This is a genomic window from Binatus soli (SeqCode), from assembly GCF_050015535.1.
GTDB lineage: Bacteria > Desulfobacterota > Binatia > Binatales > Binataceae > Binatus > Binatus soli.
On sequence record NZ_JBEKBF010000002.1, the window covers coordinates 139,106 to 156,539 of the forward strand.

At 61.6% G+C, this 17,434-nt stretch carries 15 protein-coding genes and 1 pseudogene; 12 read left to right on the forward strand and 4 right to left on the reverse strand.

From position 1 onward, the window contains the following. Positions 1–29: 29 nt before the first annotated feature. A complete protein-coding gene (locus tag ABR989_RS02160; RefSeq protein WP_428125437.1) occupies positions 30–2,597 on the forward strand; it encodes a M1 family metallopeptidase in 2,568 nt (855 codons plus the stop codon). 126 nt (positions 2,598–2,723) lie between these two features. Here the strand turns inward: ABR989_RS02160 and ABR989_RS02165 are convergent, their stop codons facing one another. Further along, entirely contained in the window at positions 2,724–3,737 is a 1,014-nt protein-coding gene (locus ABR989_RS02165) for an aldo/keto reductase (protein ID WP_428125438.1), read from the reverse strand. A gap of 125 nt (positions 3,738–3,862) precedes the next feature. Continuing rightward, on the reverse strand, positions 3,863–4,072 hold the full coding sequence (locus ABR989_RS02170; protein WP_428125440.1) for a hypothetical protein: 210 nt from the start codon (positions 4,070–4,072) through the stop codon (positions 3,863–3,865). A gap of 145 nt (positions 4,073–4,217) precedes the next feature. On the opposite strand from ABR989_RS02170, the gene hpnR reads away from it, so the two are divergent. The 4 genes and pseudogenes from hpnR to ABR989_RS02190 all read left to right on the forward strand — a co-directional run bounded on the left by hpnR (position 4,218) and on the right by ABR989_RS02190 (position 9,239). After that, positions 4,218–5,750, forward strand: coding sequence for a hopanoid C-3 methylase HpnR (gene hpnR, locus ABR989_RS02175; protein WP_428125441.1), 1,533 nt, complete (start codon positions 4,218–4,220; stop codon positions 5,748–5,750). A 36-nt stretch (positions 5,751–5,786) separates the two neighbouring features. After that, on the forward strand, positions 5,787–6,002 hold the full coding sequence (locus ABR989_RS02180) for a type II toxin-antitoxin system HicB family antitoxin (protein WP_428125442.1): 216 nt from the start codon (positions 5,787–5,789) through the stop codon (positions 6,000–6,002). 389 nt (positions 6,003–6,391) lie between these two features. Further along, a pseudogene (locus ABR989_RS02185) lies at positions 6,392–6,603 on the forward strand (type II toxin-antitoxin system HicA family toxin). Positions 6,604–7,625: 1,022 nt separating this feature from the next. Next, positions 7,626–9,239: an FAD-binding oxidoreductase gene (locus ABR989_RS02190; RefSeq protein ID WP_428125443.1), complete on the forward strand. Its 1,614-nt coding sequence runs from the start codon at positions 7,626–7,628 to the stop codon at positions 9,237–9,239. 12 nt (positions 9,240–9,251) lie between these two features. Here ABR989_RS02190 and ABR989_RS02195 read toward each other — a convergent pair whose 3' ends face one another. Beyond that, on the reverse strand, positions 9,252–9,569 hold the full coding sequence (locus tag ABR989_RS02195) for a metal-sulfur cluster assembly factor (RefSeq protein WP_428125444.1): 318 nt from the start codon (positions 9,567–9,569) through the stop codon (positions 9,252–9,254). Positions 9,570–9,657: 88 nt separating this feature from the next. On the opposite strand from ABR989_RS02195, the gene ABR989_RS02200 reads away from it, so the two are divergent. The 6 genes from ABR989_RS02200 (at position 9,658) to ABR989_RS02225 (ending at position 15,476) form a co-directional block, all read left to right on the forward strand. Then, positions 9,658–9,996 (forward strand): tetratricopeptide repeat protein, encoded by a 339-nt coding sequence (locus ABR989_RS02200; RefSeq protein WP_428125446.1) that lies wholly within the window; start codon positions 9,658–9,660, stop codon positions 9,994–9,996. Positions 9,997–10,005: 9 nt separating this feature from the next. Further along, entirely contained in the window at positions 10,006–10,764 is a 759-nt protein-coding gene (locus ABR989_RS02205; RefSeq protein ID WP_428125447.1) for an SDR family NAD(P)-dependent oxidoreductase, read from the forward strand. Positions 10,765–10,802: 38 nt separating this feature from the next. Beyond that, positions 10,803–12,347, forward strand: a complete 1,545-nt coding sequence (malQ, locus tag ABR989_RS02210; protein WP_428125448.1) for a 4-alpha-glucanotransferase — start codon at positions 10,803–10,805, stop codon at positions 12,345–12,347. 260 nt (positions 12,348–12,607) lie between these two features. Further along, positions 12,608–13,204 carry a hypothetical protein gene (locus tag ABR989_RS02215; RefSeq protein WP_428125450.1) on the forward strand — a complete coding sequence of 199 codons (597 nt, stop codon included), beginning with the start codon at positions 12,608–12,610 and terminating at the stop codon, positions 13,202–13,204. Positions 13,205–13,393: 189 nt separating this feature from the next. Then, positions 13,394–14,443 carry a Vgb family protein gene (locus ABR989_RS02220; protein WP_428125451.1) on the forward strand — a complete coding sequence of 350 codons (1,050 nt, stop codon included), beginning with the start codon at positions 13,394–13,396 and terminating at the stop codon, positions 14,441–14,443. Positions 14,444–14,582: 139 nt separating this feature from the next. After that, the gene (locus tag ABR989_RS02225; RefSeq protein ID WP_428125452.1) at positions 14,583–15,476 is read left to right on the forward strand and encodes an SDR family NAD(P)-dependent oxidoreductase; all 894 of its coding nucleotides are present in this window, start codon (positions 14,583–14,585) and stop codon (positions 15,474–15,476) included. A 55-nt stretch (positions 15,477–15,531) separates the two neighbouring features. On the opposite strand, the gene ABR989_RS02230 is transcribed toward ABR989_RS02225, so the two are convergent. Continuing rightward, complete coding sequence (locus tag ABR989_RS02230; protein WP_428125454.1) at positions 15,532–16,542, reverse strand: alpha/beta hydrolase; 1,011 nt, start codon at positions 16,540–16,542, stop codon at positions 15,532–15,534. A 67-nt stretch (positions 16,543–16,609) separates the two neighbouring features. On the opposite strand from ABR989_RS02230, the gene ABR989_RS02235 reads away from it, so the two are divergent. Then, a complete protein-coding gene (locus tag ABR989_RS02235; RefSeq protein WP_428125455.1) occupies positions 16,610–17,434 on the forward strand; it encodes a methyltransferase domain-containing protein in 825 nt (274 codons plus the stop codon).

Below are 17,434 nucleotides of genomic sequence, written 5' to 3' on the forward strand. Positions count from 1 at the left end.
GTGAAAAGTGAAAAAGGAAGAGAGACCAGATGCCCGATCAGGATGGAGCTCCAATCGCTGATGCTTCGGATGATTATCGACTGCCGAAAAACGTCACGCCCAAGCGCTACGAAATTCGTCTGACGCCCGATCTCAGCGCGTTCACGTTTCAGGGCGAGGTGAATATCGCCGTCGTCGTCAACGATGCGACCGACGACGTCGTGCTGAACGCGCTCGAGCTGGAAATCGACAAGGTGACCGCGGATCGCGGCGGAAAATCTCTGGCCGCGAAGACCGAGCTGGAACCGGCCAAAGAACGTGCGCATCTCCGATTCGCCGAGAAACTTTCGCCGGGCGAATGGCGGCTTAAGATTGCGTTCCGTGGAATCCTGAATGACAAGCTGCACGGCTTCTATCGCAGCCAATACCAGGACGCGTCGGGCAAGACCCACCTCGCCGCGACGACGCAGTTCGAATCCACCGACGCGCGCCGCGCGTTTCCGTGCTGGGACGAGCCGGAGCTCAAGGCGAGCTATAAAGTGACGCTGGTTGTCGATGAGCACCTGGCCGCCATCTCCAACGGCGGACAGGAGAGCGAGCGCAAGCTGGCGGGCGCCAAGAAGGAGGTCGTCTTCAAGGAGACGATCCCGATGTCCACCTACCTGGTCGCGTTCATCGTCGGCGAGTTCGATGCGACCGCGCCGGTCGATGCGGGCACGCCGCTCAGGATCGTTCACGTTCCCGGCAAAGAGTCGCTGACCGGTTGGGCGCGGCAGATTGGCGCGTTCTCGCTCAAATATTTCGCCGATTACTACGGGCTCAAGTATCCCGGCGACAAGCTCGACCTGATAGCGATTCCCGATTTCGCCTCGGGTGCGATGGAAAATCTGGGCGCGATCACGTTTCGCGAGACGGCGCTGCTCGCCGACGAAAAATCCGCGTCGCGCGCCGAGCTCGAGCGCATCGCCGACGTCGTGTCGCACGAAAACGCGCACATGTGGTTCGGCGATCTCGTCACCATGCGATGGTGGAACGGGATCTGGCTCAACGAGGCGTTCGCCACCTTCATGGAGATGCTGGCCGTTCACGCGTGGAAGCCGCAGTGGAAGCGATGGGACAGCTTCAGCGTCTCGCGCGCGGCGGCGATGTCGATAGACGGGCTGCGCAGCACGCGCCCGATTGAATACACGGTGCGCAGTCCCGAAGACTGCCGCGCGATGTTCGACATCCTGACCTATGAGAAGGGCGCGGCCGTGCTGCGGATGCTCGAGCAGTTCCTCGGCGCCAACGTCTTTCGCGACGGAATTCGCCTCTACCTGAACAAGCATCAATTCAACAACACCGAGACCGGCGACCTGTGGGACGCGCTCGAATCGGCGTCGCGCGATCCCGTGCGCAAAGTGATGGACTCGTGGATCCTCCAGCCCGGCTTTCCGATCATCGAGGCGGCGCCGGCTGCCAACGGCAGCGGACTCAAGCTCTCGCAGCGCCGCTTCTTCTATCTCGTCGAGGACAACCACCAGCTTTGGCATGTGCCCGTGATGGTTCGCGCGAAGACCGACCAGGGCGTTTCGACCCATAAGCTGCTGCTCGCCACTGGCGAGACGACTCTCGATATCCCGGGCAAGCTCGAATGGGCGCTGTTGAACGAGGGCGGCCACGGCTTCTATCGCGTGCATTATGCGCCGGCGCTGCTCGCTGCGATCACGAAGAATCTCGGCGCGCTCCAGCCGATCGAACGCTTCGGGCTGGTCAGCGATACCTGGGCGGCGACCGTCGCGGGACTTGGCCCGCTCAGCGAGTTCCTCAAGATGGCGCGGCTGTTCACCGGCGAGACCGACATCAACGTGTGGCGCGCGTTGATCGGTGCGTTTGCATACCTCGACATGATCGCCTCCGACGCCGACCGGCCCGCGCTGGCCGCCGCGGTGCGCGAGATCGTCGGTCCCGCCGCTGCGCGGCTGGGCTGGGAGCCAAAGTCCGGCGAGAGCGAGCTCGTGCACCAGTTGCGCGGCACGCTTATCGGCGCGCTCGGCACGCTTGGCGACGATCCCCAGGTTCACGAGCGCGCGCGCGACCTGTATGCGCGCTTCGAGGACAATCCCGATTCCGCGGATCGCGACCTGATGCCCGCGCTGGTGAATATCCTCGCGTATTGCGGCGACGCCGCGCGTTACGAGGAGTTCAAGCGAAAGTTCAAAGCGCCGCGCACGCCGCAGGAAGAACAGCGCTTCCTGTTTGCGCTGGCAAATTTCCGCGATCGCGATCTGCTGAAAAAAACCATGGAGATGACGCTCGACGGGCAGGTGCGAACCCAGAACGCGCCGTACCTGATGCATTCGCTGCTGCTCAACCCCGCCTGCCGCTACCAGGCGTGGGACTTTGCGCGCGCGCATTGGGACGAGATGATTCAGAAGTATCCCGACAACGCGATGCCGCGGATGTGCGAAGCCGCGGTCGCGCTCCTGGATCGCGAAGACGAGGTCAAGAAGTTCTTCGCCGAGCATCGCGTGCGGCTCGGCGGCAAGATTATAGATCAGCACCTCGAGCGGCTGAGCGTCGCGGTCGGCTTCCGCCGCCGCGAAGGCGCAAACCTGGATGCAACGCTCAAGGGATAACCAACAGCACCGAATAGTATCTCGGCGCCCGCGGGCTCTCGATTTTCAATCCCCGCAGACGCCGCAGCGCCTCCGCCAACCTCAAGTAACGCTTTAAGGTTTGTTTTCGGCGGGTTCGCGCCGCGCTCAGCGCGCCTGGATCATCCGCGCCGGCCGTGGCTGTTCGTGGCCGAGAATCGGATGCGGCCGGTACGGCTTCTCCAGCGCGGCAACTTCGTCAGCGGTGAGCTTCACGTCGACGGCCGCGATCGCCTCCTTGAGATGAGAGAGCCTGGTCGCGCCGATGATCGGTGCGGTGACGCCGGGCGCCTGCAGAATCCACGCGCATGCGATCTGCGACGGCGTGACGCTGCGCTGCCTGGCGATCTGTTCGACCACGCTCAGCACTTCGAAGTCGTACTCGCGGAAGTACATATTCTTGGCGAAGTCGTCGGTCTTGGCGCGTGCGGTTGGACCGGCGCCGCCCTTGTCGCGATTGCCCGCCAGAAATCCGCGCGCGAGCGGACTCCATGGAATCAACCCGACGCCGTTGTCGATGCAAAGCGAATTCATCTCGCGCTCCTCCTCGCGATAGACGAGGTTGTAATGGTTTTGCATCGCGACGAACCGGTGCCATCCGTTTTCCTTCTGCAGATGAAGCGCCTTGGCGAATTGCCACGCGGCCATCGAGCTCGCGCCCAGGTAGCGCACTTTTCCCGCGCGCACCAATGAGTCCAGCGCCTCCAGCGTTTCCTCGATCGGCGTCGTGTAGTCCCAGCGGTGGATTTGGTAGAGATCGACGAAATCCATCTTGAGGCGGCGCAGCGACGCGTCGCACGCTTCGAGAATATTCTTGCGGCTGAGCCCCGCGCGATTGAGACCCGACGCCATCGGGCCGTGCACTTTGGTCGCGACCACGATCTCGTCGCGCTTGGCCATCTCGCCGAGCCATCGCCCGGTGACCTCCTCGCTCACGCCGATTGAATAGACGTTGGCCGTGTCGAAGAAGTTGATCCCCGACTCGACGGCGGCGGCGAAATGTTCGCGCGCCTCGTCCATCGTCAGCACCCAATCGCGCCATTTCTTGTCGCCATAGCTCATGCATCCGAGGCAGATGCGTGAGACGGTGATTCCGGTCTTGCCCAATTTTGAGTACTGCATGATTTCTCCGAATTGTTTTTTGCTTTTTGTTTTTGTTTCTTGTTGGGTTCCGAGTTCCGCGCCCGCACGGCCAAACTCCGGCGCTCGCTCGCGTATGTCAAGGCCGGATTGATCTGCGGGCGGCCTCAGGGCGGGGCGGGCTTCGCCACCGCGGGATGCCGCGGGCGGATGTCGTAACCGTGGTCATGAATAAAATTCGCGCGCAGGTGCGCGAACAGGACGGCGTCGATCAACACCGCAATAAAGATGACGGCGATGAAGACGTACTTTCCCGGCTGAGGCCTGTCGTTCGTGGACATAAGAATCATTAATAGCATGACGCCCGCTTTGGGCATCCTGTTTCATTGCCTTGGCCGGCATATTAGGATGCAGGAAAGCCCGCTGGCCGATTGGTCAGGCGGAGGATTTACCGAAGATTAGCGAATTAAGCGGAAGGTGTCGCTGTCGCACGCCCGAAAGATGCGGCGCCGGAGGGAGTCTATGCGGGTTCTGTTCGTACATCCGAGTCCGCTTATGTACAGCGAGATTTATTTGCGGCTCGAACCGCTGGGGATGGAGCGGGTGGCGGCGGCAGCGCGCGCGGCCGGCCACGACGTGAGGATTATCGACCTGCAAATTTTCAAGCATCGCGATCTGTTTGCCGAACTCGAAAGCTTCCGGCCAAATGCGGTGGGTTTCTCGCTCAATTATCTCGCCAACGTGCCCGAGGTGATCGATCTCGCCAAAGACGTGAAGCGGCTGATGAAGGATTGTTTCGTTTTCACCGGCGGGCACAGCGGTTCGTTCGTCGCGGACGAAATCCTGGAGCATGCCGATGGCGCAATCGACGCGGTCATCCGCGGCGAGGGCGAGACCGCGACGCCGATGCTGCTCGACGCGATCGGCACCGGCTCGATCGCGAAAGTTCCCGGCGTCATGACGATGCAAGGGGCGGGACCGACGCCGGTCATGCTCGACGATCTCGACAAGTTTTTTCCGGCGCGCGACCTGGGGCGCCGGCGCAACAAGTACTTTATCGGCGTGCTCGACCCGTGCGCGTCGATCGAGTTCACGCGCGGCTGCCCGTGGGATTGTTCGTTCTGCAGCGCGTGGACGTTCTACGGCCGCAGTTACCGCAAATCGACGCCGGAAGCCGCCGCCGAAGACATGTTGTCGATCAAGGAGCCCAACGTCTTCATCGTCGATGACGTCGCGTTCGTCCATCCCGAGCACGGGTTTGCGATCGGTCACGAAATCGAAAAGCGCAAGATCAAAAAGCAGTACTACCTCGAGACCCGCGCCGACGTGCTGTGCCGCAATCCGGAAGTGTTCCGCTACTGGCGCAAGCTCGGCATGGAGTACATGTTCCTCGGCCTGGAAGCGATCGACGAGGAGGGACTGAAGCTGCATCGCAAGCGCTCGTCGATGGGCGTCAACTTCAAGGCGCTCGAGGTCGCGCGCGAGCTCGGCCTGATCGTCGCGATCAACCTGATCGCGGACCCGTCATGGGACGAGAAGCGCTTCGAGGTGATCCGCGAATGGGCGATCAGCGTCCCGGAGGTCGTTCATCTGACGGTCGCGACGCCGTATCCCGGCACGGAGTTGTGGTTCACGGAATCGCGCAAGCTGACGACGCTGGACTACCGGCTCTACGACATCCAGCATGCGGTGCTGCCGACCAAGCTGCCGCTGCTTCAGTTCTACCAGGAACTGGTAAAGACGCAGGACGTGCTCAACCGCAAGCACCTTGGCTTCGCGGCGCTCAAGTCGATGGCGGCCATCGTGGGCAAGCTCGCGCTCAAGGGACAGACCAACTTCATCAAGATGCTGTGGAAGTTCAACAGCGTGTACAATCCCGACCGGCAGCTCGCCGAGCATTCGCGGGAAGTGAAGTACGCGATGCGCCCGCCGTCGATGCATAGCGACGGGCGTCCGGCAGCCGACAAACTTTACATTCACATGCCGAAGCCGTCGCATCCGGATGCTCCGGAACCGGCCGCGGGCGACACCGCCGCGACGGGCGGCGGCCGGTGAGGTAGCCGACGAATAGTGCTACAGTCGAAGACTGCTATGAAGTTGAGAGTGGAGTTCGATCGGGAAACGGATGGTCGCTGGATCGCCGAGGTCCCCGAGTTGCCGGGCGTGCTTGCATACGGCAAGACCCGTGCAGCGGCGCTCGCGGCTGTTGAGGCGCTGGCGCTCCGCGTTATTGCCGACAGGATCGAAAATGGGGAGCTTACTGCCCTGCCTGATGTGCTTTTTCAATCTGAGTACGGGCGAAGTTAAGATTGCTTGGTGCAGTGCGGGCCGATAGAGGCTCGGCGAACTGTCTGCGTCGTGCGCTGTCGCGCTTACCCACCACATACGAAGACCATCCGTCGGACGGCTCGGCCAGAAAGCCGCTATCCATGATGGCGCTCCGATGACTCCCCGCCGTTAGGCGTCGCCGTCCTCTTCGCATCCGCAGACAATTCAGTTTCAGCAACATTGGAACAATTCTCAGTGAGAGTCTTCGGCCGATGAGATCTCTTCGTTTCAAGGACATGCGCGGCTTCTCGAATGCTCTGGATTAATATTCCGAATCACCTCGTATTAACTTGATCTTTGCCCTCATAATGGGCTAACTCTCTTAAATGGGCGATCCCTTTGAGCGTAGGGAAAGCGTAGAGGATAACGTGAGCGAGTGGTCGGCCACAAAGGCAAGTCGAGTCGTGGGCGGATTGCTGCGAATCGGCTGGAGCGTCAAGCGCACTCGCGGCTCTCATCGCACACTTGAGCGTTCTGGATTCCCCGATTACGTCTTCGCCTTTCACGACAGCGAGGAGATTGGTCCACGGATGTTAGCACAATCGCGAAGAAAACCGGGCTGAGGCCGGAAGACCTCTAGCCGGGTCGATGACCTCATCTCACCTTCTCCAGAATTTTCGGGGTGCCGCGCGGATCAATTCGTAAGTTCAATTTGTAACAACCGGCGAGCGCCCGTCCGATCTCGTGCGGCGAATCTTCCTCAATGAAGTGGATGCCCTTGACCGTCAACTCGCGCTGATTGGCACACCATCCTAAAAGGCACCAGAGTGTCCTAAGTGCGGGGCGCGGGTGTCCTGATTGAGTTTGAGGCGAGGGTCGTCGGTCGCGCATCGATAAACCACCAGACTAAGATTGTCAAAAGCCAGATCGGGAACAGAAAAAATAAGAGGCGGCCTGGGTGGCCTGAGAGAAGAGGGCATCCGGCAAGCGCCAGAAGTGCGACCGCAGCCACGATCGGAACTGTGAAGATCGCGTCCTGCCGAGACGGTAGTGGCCGGTTTTGAACGGCTGAGATAATCCTAAGGGAAAAGAACGCCGCGAAACCCACCAGAAAAAGATTCACATTACTCGGGAACGCGGCTTGGGTTAGGTACCAAGTCCCTATAATGAGCACCGAGAGCGAAAACCCACGCCAGCTATGTGGACCCGAAAGGTGAGGTACGACCTTTACGTGATACAAATAGAAATCTTCGAGGAATACTGCGATGAGAAAGGCAACTCCCCAAAGCACGGGCGAGTCCAGGTGAAGGACTGTATCGTTGATGCGGGGCAGCGTAGCCCCAACAGTCACCGCATACAGGAGGTCGACGAACAGCCCTCGCTCAGCCATCTCGGTTCCCTACAAGCGCAAGCTCTGTTTTGAGCGTTTTAATTTCAGTCCCCAGGTATTCTGCGGATGTCCCAAGTCAGTTGCATTCAGGAAATTGCCCTCAACGGGTGATCCGACTGATACGACGCCGGCGGCGAACGCGCAAGCGGCGATGAAGGTTTGCTCTCGCGCGGTGTTTTGTTGTTTGCCCTCGCGGGCGGTGCGGGCGCAAAATCGCGGTAGTCAGCAAACTTGACGCGTAAAAACCCTGGCGTATCGCGAGGAGCAATCCGATGGCCGAGAATCGCAGGCGAAAGTTCTGGGGATGGGGCTACGAGGACCAGGGGCTGACTCCCGAGCAGCAAAAGCATTTGGCCGAGCGAATCGCCCAGCGATTTGGGCTCGGGCCACTCGAGCTCACGCCGGCGCCAAAGGAAAGCGAGCTGAATCTGCGCGCGCCGCGCGTGAAACCACCGGCGGCGCTCGAGGCGATTTGCTCGACCAGCACCCACGATCGCGCCGGCCACACCTACGGCAAGGGATCGCGCGATCTCAGGCGGGCGTTCCGCCGCTACTATCCGAATCCGATCGACGTGGTCGCGTTTCCGCGCGATGAGAAAGAACTGACTGCGGTGCTCGAATGGTGCGACGGCGCGCAGATTGCAGCGGTGCCATACGGTGGCGGCTCGAGCGTCGTCGGCGGAGTCGAACCACCCGAGGGCGACCGCCATCGCGGCGCGGTCTCGATCGATTTGACACATTTGGACAAAGTCGTGGAAGTTGACCGGGTCTCGCGCGCCGCACGAATTCAGGCCGGGGTGTATGGTCCCGCGCTCGACGCGCAGTTGAAGCCGCATGGCCTTACGATTCGTCATTTTCCGCAGTCATTCGAATTCTCGACGCTCGGCGGATGGATCGCGACGCGGTCGGGCGGGCATTTCGCGACGCTATACACGCATATCGATGACTTCGTCGAATCGCTACGCGTCGTGACTCCAACTGGAATCGTCGAATCGCGCCGCTTGCCCGGCTCGGGCGCAGGTCCCAGCCCGGACCGGATGTTCATCGGCTCCGAAGGAATTCTCGGCATTATCACCGAGGCCTGGATGCGACTTCAGGATCGGCCGACGTTTCGCGCGGGTGCGTCGGTTCCGTTTCCAAGCATGATCGAGGCGGCAGAGGCGGTGCGCCAGATTTCGCAGGCTGGGCTGTATCCCGCGAATTGCCGGGTTCTCGACGAAGGCGAGGCCTTCAATTCAGGCGCGGGCAGCGGCGATGAGGCCGTGCTGGTGCTCGCATTCGAGTCGGCAGACCATCCACTGGAAGCATGGATGAAGCGTGCGCTGGAGTGCTGCGCGGATCACGGCGGGAAAATCCCGGCGGACGCCGCGAAGACCCGCACCGACGCCGACGCGACGCACGAAGGATCGGCGGGGGCGTGGCGCAACGCGTTTCTGAGCGCGCCCTACCTGATGGACACACTGGCCGCGATGGGAATGGTGAGTGACACGTTCGAGACCGCAATCACGTGGGAGCGATTCCCGGAATTTCATCGCCAGGTGATGGAGTGCGCGCGCGATACGATAGCCCGAGTATGCGGCAAGGGCTCGGTCACGTGCCGATTTACGCACGGTTATCCCGACGGGCCGGCGCCGTACTACACGGTTCTGGCGCCGGGCAAACGCGGCTCCGAGATCGAGCAGTGGGACGAAATAAAGGCGGCGGTCTCGGACAAGCTGATAGCGCTCGGTGGCACGATCACGCATCATCACTCGGTCGGCCGGTATCATCGGCCGTGGTACGACCGCCAGCGTCCGGACGGATTCGCGCGCGCGCTGAAGGCGGCGAAACGCGCGCTCGATCCGCGCGGGATTCTCAACCCGGGCGTGCTGATCGATCCGGATTGAGCGGCGCCTGCGCTAGTCGTCGAGGTTGAGTTGTTTTTTCGCCGCGTCGCTTATCATGTGCGGCGTCCATGGCGGATCCCACACGATCTCGACGCATGCGTCGTCGCAGCCGGGAATGCCGAGCAACTTGTCCTGGATCTCCTGCGTGATCATCATGCCCATTTGGCAGCCGGGCGCGGTGAGCGTCATCGTAACATTGACGACGCGGTTGTTGATCGCGACGCCGTAGATGAGTCCCAGATCCACGAGATTGACCGGAATCTCCGGGTCGTAGCACTCGCGCAGCACTTCGTAAACGTCTGCTTCGGTCGGTGCGGGCGAATTCTCCATAGCGCAGAGTCTAGTATATAAGAGGGTGGGTGTGCGCGAAATCCGCGGTCTCGCAACGTGCGGCGCGCGCATTCAGCGGAGGTCCGATATGCTCGACAAAGAAGAACTCTACGACCAGGCGGTCGACGCATACGCCGACGATAAGTTCGACGAAGCGATCGAGTTGTACAAACAAGCGCTTGAAATCGATCCGAAATACACCGATGCGCTCCACGGAATGACGATGTGCTACCAGGCCAAGGGAGATCTCGACGCAGCGATCGAGCTGACAAAAAAATATATCGCGCAGGAACCGGAAGACATCCTGGCGTACACCAACCTCAGCATGTTCTATCAGAAAAAGGGCATGGTGCCGGAAGCGGAAGCGGCCGGCGCCCAGGCGCGGCGACTCGATTGGAAGCGACAACTCAAGGAAGGCAAGAAGTAGGGGGGCGCGGTGAAGCTCAAGGACAAAGTTGTACTGATCACCGGCGGAGGCTCGGGCCTCGGGCGCGAGATGGGGCTGACGTTCGCGCGCGAGGGCGCGAAAATCGGCGTCAACGACATCAGGCCCGAATCGGCGCAAAACGTCGTGACTGAAATCGAGCGCGCGGGCGGCAAGGCGCGGCCGTTCGTCGCGGACGTGTCGAGCAGCACGGCGGTGCGGAAGATGTTCGCCGACTTCATCGCCGCGTTCGGCACGATCGACATCCTGATCAACAACGCGGGCATCGGACGCACTCGCGAATCGAGCGAGGTGATTCCGACTTACCAGAAGACCGACGAGGATTGGCGCAAGATGCTCGCGACACATCTCGACTCGACGTTTTTCTGCACCCGCGAGGCGCTCAAGGTGATGATCCCGAAACAGTCGGGACGCATCATCAATATGGGATCGGTCGCCGGTACCACGGGGCTGGCCTTCGCGTCGGACTACTGCGCGGCGAAGGGCGGGATCATCGCGTTCACCAAGTCGGTGGCGCGCGAAGTGGTCACGATGGGGATTCTTGTCAATTGCATCGCGCCGGGATTCATCGACACGCCGATGACCGCGTTCATCGAGGGCGAGTTCCGCAAGCAGCTGGAAGCGATGACGCCGATGGGGCGCTTCGGCGAGCCAAGCGACGTCGCGGCCGCGGCGCTTTTCCTCGCTTGCGAGGATTCGAAGTTCATGGTCGGCCAGGTGCTCAGCCCCAACGGCGGCTATGTGATTTGAACTCCGAGGATTGAGCGGGCCGGCTGGATGATCCCACGATGCTGACGCGGTCCGCGGGAATTCTGATTCCACTGTTCTCGATCCGCACGCGCGACAGTCTCGGGCGCGGGGAAATACTGGATCTCGCGCCGATGATGGATTTCGCGCTGTCGATGGGTCATCGGGTAATCCAACTGCTGCCGTTGGACGAGACCGGCCCCGACGATCTCAGCCCATACAGCGCGATGAGCGTGATGGCGATCGATCCAATGTACATCTCGGTTAGCAGGCTGACCGGCGTCGGGCGGGTCGTGCTGAGGCGCGCGCGCGCGGTGGTGGGGAAGGCGCGCTTTGTGCCACGTTCGATCATACGGCGGGAAAAATTTGCACTGCTCGAGCGCGCCTACCGGGCGACTCGAGCGCGCGGCGGCGGCTGCGAAGGTGCGCAACTCGATGCGTTCATCGAGGCCAACTCGTACTGGCTGCGCGACTACGCGTTGTTTCGCGCGCTCAAGGAGCGCTTCAACTGGACCAGTTGGGAAACGTGGCCGGCGCAAATTGCGCAGCGCGATCCCGCCGCCCTCGCAGCCGCGCGCCGCGAACTGGCCGAGCCGATCGAGATGTACGGTTATTGGCAGTTCATCGCGCACCGGCAATGGTCGCAGATGCGCGCCTACGCATCGTCGCACGGCGCACTGATCGGCGGAGACCTCGCGTTCTCGCCATGCCGCGACAGCGCCGAGGTGTGGGCGGACCAGGACGAGTTCGATCTGTCGCGCACCGTCGGCGCGCCGCCCGACGATTTCAATCCCAAGGGACAGCGATGGGGCCTGCCGATCCCCAACTGGATTCAAATGCGCGCGCATGGATTCAAGCTGCTGCGCGCGCGTGCGCGTCACGCCAGTTCGCTTTACGATTTGATTCGAATCGATCACGTCGTTGGGCTTTATCGAACTTTCAATTTCGGTTCGGACCCGGACGCGGCGGGAACTTTCACACCGGCGGACGAAGCGGATCAGCGGCTCCAGGGCGAAGAGGTGATCCACGCGATCAAACAAGAAGTTGGCGCGAGGGAACTGATCGCTGAAGACTTGGGCACTGTGCCGCCGTGGGTGCGCGAATCGCTCACGCGCCTGGGCATACCCGGCTACAAAGTGATGCAGTGGGAACGCAACTGGGGCCAAGCCGACGAACCATTTCTCAGCCCCGCGGCCTATCCCGAACTTTCGGTCGCGACTACGGGTACGCATGACACCGAACCTCTGACTGTGTGGTGGCGCGCGCAGCCGGTTGCCGAGCGTGAGAAATTCGTGCGCGCACTTGGTCTCGAGAGCCAGGTGAATCCGCGCCGAATGCTCGGGGAAGCGGCGCACGATGCGATTCTGGCCGCGCTGTACGCGGCGCCGTCGCGGCTCGTGATAATTCCGATCCAGGATTTGTTTGGCTGGAGTGCGCGAATCAATCGGCCCGGAACGATCAGCGATTCGAACTGGACCTATCGAATCCCGCTGACGCTGGAACGAATGCGCCGCAGCCGCGCGATACAATCGCGCGTCGCCAGGCTGCGCGAGATCGCCATCCGCAGCGGACGCTTCAGCAGCTAGATTCTCCGATACTCCGTCAGCCGCATCGATCGCGACCGGCGCTCAAGTTGTGGCGCGCCCGCGGCTTGAACTATAAGCAACACTTGGCCGCGAAATCTGATCGGCAATACTCGGGGAGCAATTTTCCCGGAGGCATCGATGGGATCCGGCTCTTCTTTTTTGTTCAACTGACTAGCTCTTCTTGCCTAGTGCCCGCGCTGTCTGCTATGGACGGTTTCGCGTCAACCTGTCATCTGTGGGCCAGGCGATCCTGGAGGACAATGAAACATCTGGCTAGCGCATTGGCGGTGTGTTTCCTGGTGACTTCGTGTGCGCAAGCGGTTAAACCCGTAGCGGTTTACATTCCGATGGTTAATGGTGAGTCGGAGCACGACGAAGTCGTGCTCCCCACCGGCGATGTCGAGGACATCTACCCAAATAAGGCTACTCCGCACGAGACGATTTTCCACAAAGCAAACGGCGGGAAAATCGATGCAATCTGCCTGAATGAGAAGTGCTCCGACGTGCATCTGCAGATCTCGGAAAGTAAGGTGTTCCCCGACGGTGCTTATCAATTGCTCCAGACCGACGATCCGATGCTCATCATGGTCCGCGACGTGGAGGGGACCCGCACGCTTGGTTATCTTGCCAAGAATCACGGAGGGGGTTCTCAATTCTTCCCCGACTTGCAACAAGCGCAAGCCTATGAGCACAAGGGCGATACCGCTCGAACCATCGGGAAAGTTGTCGGAGGAACTTTGCTGGTCGCCGCACTCGTCGTCCTGGCGGGCGCCGCAGCCGCCGCTGACGCACGCGCCAACACGGTCACCACTCGCTGCACGAGCTACCGCAACAGCACCACGTGTACGAGTTACTAGTAACCGCGTGCGTCAGTCTAAACAGCACGGATTTCGTTTGCTCTATTCCAAGTGACGGGCGGACCCCGACGCACCATTGGAAGGAATCCGCATACGCGATTTAAGCGTGGTGCACAGCGACGAAATTCTCGGCGGATTTGGATTTGGCGCCGGCGGGGTTTTCGAGCTGAGAGCCAATCGGATCGTCAATTGAATCAACCCTCGATCAGCCGCGCGCTGAAATTCGCCATTTTTGCCGCCGCAATCGCGATCGTGCAGGGATGCGCCGCGCGACAGCCCTCGCCCTCAAAGCCCGCGCCCGCAGCCGCAGCCGTTCCGAGCGCGAAACCAACGCCCACCGGAGCTCCGCTGGGCACGCATGCGCCGTTTGCAATCACGGCGGGCCTCGACGGCAATCTGTGGTTCACCGAGTACCAGGGCGACGGCATCGGACGGATGACCCCGTACGGTGCCACCAAACGCTTTCAGATCGATCCCGACGGATTCGCCGAACGGATCACCGCGGGCCCCGACGGCGCAGTCTGGTTCACCGATACGGCCGGCAACCGCATCGGCCGGGCGGGCCCCGATGGAAAAATCGCGTACGTCAAATTGCCCCACTCGAGCAGCGGACCGGCGGGAATCACCTCGGGCCCTGACGGCAATCTCTGGTTCACCGAGCACTCGGGCGATCGCATCGGGCGGCTCAGCACCACCGGCACTCTGACCGAGATCGAGCTGCCCAAGGGCGCCGGTCCCGCCGAAATAGTCGCCGGCAGCGACGGCAACCTGTGGTTCGCCGAGGATAAGGTCAATCGCATCGCGCGCGTCACCGTCTCGGGCTCGGTGAAGGAATTCCAAATCCTGACTCCCGACAGCCGCCCTGCGATGATGACACTCGGCGCCGACGGTAACGTCTGGTTTACCGAACCGCGGGCCAACAAAATTGGCAGAATCACGCCTGATGGCTACATCTCGGAGTTCGCATTGCCCAATCCCGGTGTGCCGCTTGGAATCGCGGCGGGCGCCGACAAAAATCTCTGGGTCACGGTGATTCGTGCGCAACTGATCTATCGCGTGACGCCGAAGGGAGATTTCACATCGTTCCCCACGCCTGAAAAGTCGATGGCCACTTTCATCACGGCCGGTCCTGACGGCAGCCTGTGGTTCACCGAGCCCAACGGCAAGATAGGCCGTCTCACGACCTCGGGAGAGGTCAGGGAATTCGTCTTCTCCAATCCCTACAGCGAGTCCAAGTGAGCGCAAAGGCGACGGTCGTGGCGCAAGCGATGGCGCATCTGTTCCGTTCGCCGGGTTTTGCGCTATAAGCGCCCTATACGAACCAAAACGCTGGGCGCGTTTGGATTCCGGCATTATGCCGCAAGGGAGATATTGAACGATGGGCAAGCTCGACGGAAAGGTAGCCGCCATCACCGGCGGCGGTCGCGGCATCGGCCGCGGCATCGCGAGGGCATTCGCCGCGCAGGGATGCGCACTGGTAGTCAACGATCTTGGCGTCACGGTCGCGGGCCAGAAGGAAACTCAATCGCCCGCCGACGGCGTGGTCAAGGAAATCAAGGCCGCGGGCGGCAACGCCGTTTCCAATCACATGGATATCGCCACCGTCGAAGGCGGCGAGGGCCTCATCAACCAGGCGATCAAGGAATTCGGCAAGCTCGATATCCTGGTTAACGTCGCCGGCATCCTGCGCGACCGCATGATCTTCAACATGTCCGAACAGGAATGGGACGACGTGATCCGCGTGCACCTCAAGGGGCACTACTGCACGATCCGTCCCGCGTCGGCGTATATGCGCGAGCACAAGTACGGCAGGATTATCAACTTCTCTTCCAACTCTGCGCTTGGCAGTCCCGGCCAACCCAACTACGCCGCCGCCAAGGCGGGAATCCTGGGCCTGACGTACTCGAGCGCGAACTCGCTGCACAAGTATGGAATCACGGTAAATGCGATCATGCCGGGAGCGGCGACGCGCATGACCGACACGATTCCCGCGGGCAGGATGCCCGGCGCAACCGGAATCCCGCAGTCCGAACAGGTCGAGGGCACCCCGCGCGATCCCGCCAACGTCGCGCCGATCGTGGTTTTTCTCGCCAGCGACGACGCCGCGAACGTCACCGGGCAATGCTTTGGCGCGTCGGGCTTTCGCATCATACGCTATCGGCACATCGTTCCCGACAAGATTCTGTATAACAACGGCCCGTGGAACGTTGACGAACTGTTCGAGCGGCTCAAGTCCACGCTGCTGGTCGATCTGAGCCAGCCGCGAATGTAGCGGCGTTTTTTTCCGAGTTTGTTCCCCTTCAGGAAGGGGTTAGGCTTACCCGCCGTCAATGACTCTGCGGCTTGGCGGCGGGCCGTTCAATGTCAAAACTCGCGTCGAGGAATTTAATAACTCGCGCGGCGTACCCGTTGGGGTCCTCGTAGATCGCATCGCCGTGGCCGCCCGACGGCACCGTCCACATCTGCGCGTTGAAGCCGGCCGCGTCGAGCAGCGCTTTGCCGTCCGCGACCGGCGTGATCTTGTCGTCGCGATTCTGGATGATGAGCAATGAGCAAGTGCCCAGGTTGCCCGCGTCGGTGACCGGCGAGATTTTGTACAGCGAGCGCCCGAACCATAGCTGCGCTTCCCACATTACCGTGCCGGTGAACGCGGGATTGAGCCGTGACAGCGACGGGCTGCGCATGAACAGTTGCGCGAGGTTCGCGTAGGAACTGTCGGCGACAATTGCGGTGAAGACCGGCTGCTCGGCCTGCGCCATGATCGCGCCGGCGGCGCCCTCGGATATTCCGAGCGCGGCGATTTTATCGAAGCCGTCGTCGCCAAGCGTGCGCGCGGTCGCCAGCGCGAATTTGCGCTTCAGCATCCCCCAGTTGATTCCGTAGCTCGGATTGTTGGCGCTGTAGGTTGCGACCACGGTGTAGCCGGCGCCCAGCAGAAACCTGGCGTAAGGAATCATGGCGACTTCCGGTGCTCCCGCCGCCGGCAGGATCACCACTACTTCGCGGCGTTTGCCCGGGAAATACCATCCGACCACGCTGACCTTGCGGTGGCGGATACCATCCTCTTCGACCACGCCGCAATCCAATCGCTCCGGCTCGACGCCGAGCGCGGCCCCGATGTCTGTCAGCGAGCCCCGCTTGAACGAGGGAACGTGTTGTCCGAAAACGTCCTGCGCGCCGCGCCGAAGAAAGTCCGGGTACATCAACGATCGCGCGACGAAGAGGGCTGCCCCCATCCAGAGAATGATCGGGATGCCCAGCAGGATTGCGCCGATGCCAAAGATGCGCCGCGGCCTGTGCTTGGGCGCCGCCGGCGGAGATTGGGAAGGTTCGCTCATCGGCTATGCTTGTGCACGATCGCACACGCCTCCGCAAGCGCGCTTGTGAGCGTTTCATCCGCCACTTATGCTGCCTCACAGCAAGGCGACGCTCATGTCCGATTGGGATCCGGAACTCTACAACCGCTTTCGCCGCTACCGCGCGGAACCGGTCGAGCATATCCTGTCGCACCTTCAATTCAGCGACGACGAACAAATCATCGACCTCGGCTGCGGCTCCGGCGAGAACACGATCGAACTGGCGCGACGCAGCCCGCATGGATCGGCGCGCGGCGTCGACGGCTCACCCGCGATGATCGAGGCGGCTTCAAAGCTGCTTGACGGCGAGCCCGCTGAGCTCAAAGCGCGCGTCTCGTTCGAGTTGCTCAACGTGCCTGAGTTTCGCGCCGACCGTGCATACACGCTGATCTTCTCGAACGCCACTTTTCATTGGATTCCCGACAAGTTGGCGCTGTTCGCAGCGTGCTTCGACGCGCTGCGCCCCGGCGGAAGGATCGTGGTCCAGATGCCCGCCAACGAGACCGAGACCGCGAAGATGGAAATCGGGCGGCTCGCGCGCGAGGCGCCATGGAGCGGGATGCTGGGCGGGCGCGAACGTGCGTTTGACGAAGAGCCGCCGAAGTTTTACGCCGCGATGCTGGCGCGGCTCGGCTACGATCGCATCGACTGCTATCACCTGACGTTTCATCATCCGATGGAGCGGCCCGCCGACGTCGTTCAATGGTACCGCTCGACCGGCCTGCGGCCTTTTCTCGACGCGCTCCCGAAAGATCGTCACGACGAATTTCTTGCCCAGTTGACGGCGCGGCTCAACTCGGCTTACGGCACTTCCGGGCCGATGACGTTCGACTTCAAGCGGCTGTTTATCTGGGGCCGCCGCCCTGGACCTTAA

What these genes read in the sequence shown, in the direction of transcription:
- ABR989_RS02200 (WP_428125446.1), top strand. Translation starts at nt 9,658, where the DNA reads ATGCTCGACAAAGAAGAACTCTACGACCAGGCGGTCGACGCATACGCC.
- ABR989_RS02165 (WP_428125438.1), bottom strand. Translation starts at nt 3,737, where the DNA reads ATGCAGTACTCAAAATTGGGCAAGACCGGAATCACCGTCTCACGCATC.
- ABR989_RS02235 (WP_428125455.1), top strand. Translation starts at nt 16,610, where the DNA reads ATGCTGCCTCACAGCAAGGCGACGCTCATGTCCGATTGGGATCCGGAA.
- malQ (WP_428125448.1), top strand. Translation starts at nt 10,803, where the DNA reads ATGCTGACGCGGTCCGCGGGAATTCTGATTCCACTGTTCTCGATCCGC.
- ABR989_RS02170 (WP_428125440.1), bottom strand. Translation starts at nt 4,072, where the DNA reads ATGCCCAAAGCGGGCGTCATGCTATTAATGATTCTTATGTCCACGAAC.
- ABR989_RS02215 (WP_428125450.1), top strand. Translation starts at nt 12,608, where the DNA reads ATGAAACATCTGGCTAGCGCATTGGCGGTGTGTTTCCTGGTGACTTCG.
- ABR989_RS02190 (WP_428125443.1), top strand. Translation starts at nt 7,626, where the DNA reads ATGGCCGAGAATCGCAGGCGAAAGTTCTGGGGATGGGGCTACGAGGAC.
- hpnR (WP_428125441.1), top strand. Translation starts at nt 4,218, where the DNA reads ATGCGGGTTCTGTTCGTACATCCGAGTCCGCTTATGTACAGCGAGATT.
- ABR989_RS02180 (WP_428125442.1), top strand. Translation starts at nt 5,787, where the DNA reads ATGAAGTTGAGAGTGGAGTTCGATCGGGAAACGGATGGTCGCTGGATC.
- ABR989_RS02225 (WP_428125452.1), top strand. Translation starts at nt 14,583, where the DNA reads ATGGGCAAGCTCGACGGAAAGGTAGCCGCCATCACCGGCGGCGGTCGC.
- ABR989_RS02230 (WP_428125454.1), bottom strand. Translation starts at nt 16,542, where the DNA reads ATGAGCGAACCTTCCCAATCTCCGCCGGCGGCGCCCAAGCACAGGCCG.
- ABR989_RS02160 (WP_428125437.1), top strand. Translation starts at nt 30, where the DNA reads ATGCCCGATCAGGATGGAGCTCCAATCGCTGATGCTTCGGATGATTAT.
- ABR989_RS02195 (WP_428125444.1), bottom strand. Translation starts at nt 9,569, where the DNA reads ATGGAGAATTCGCCCGCACCGACCGAAGCAGACGTTTACGAAGTGCTG.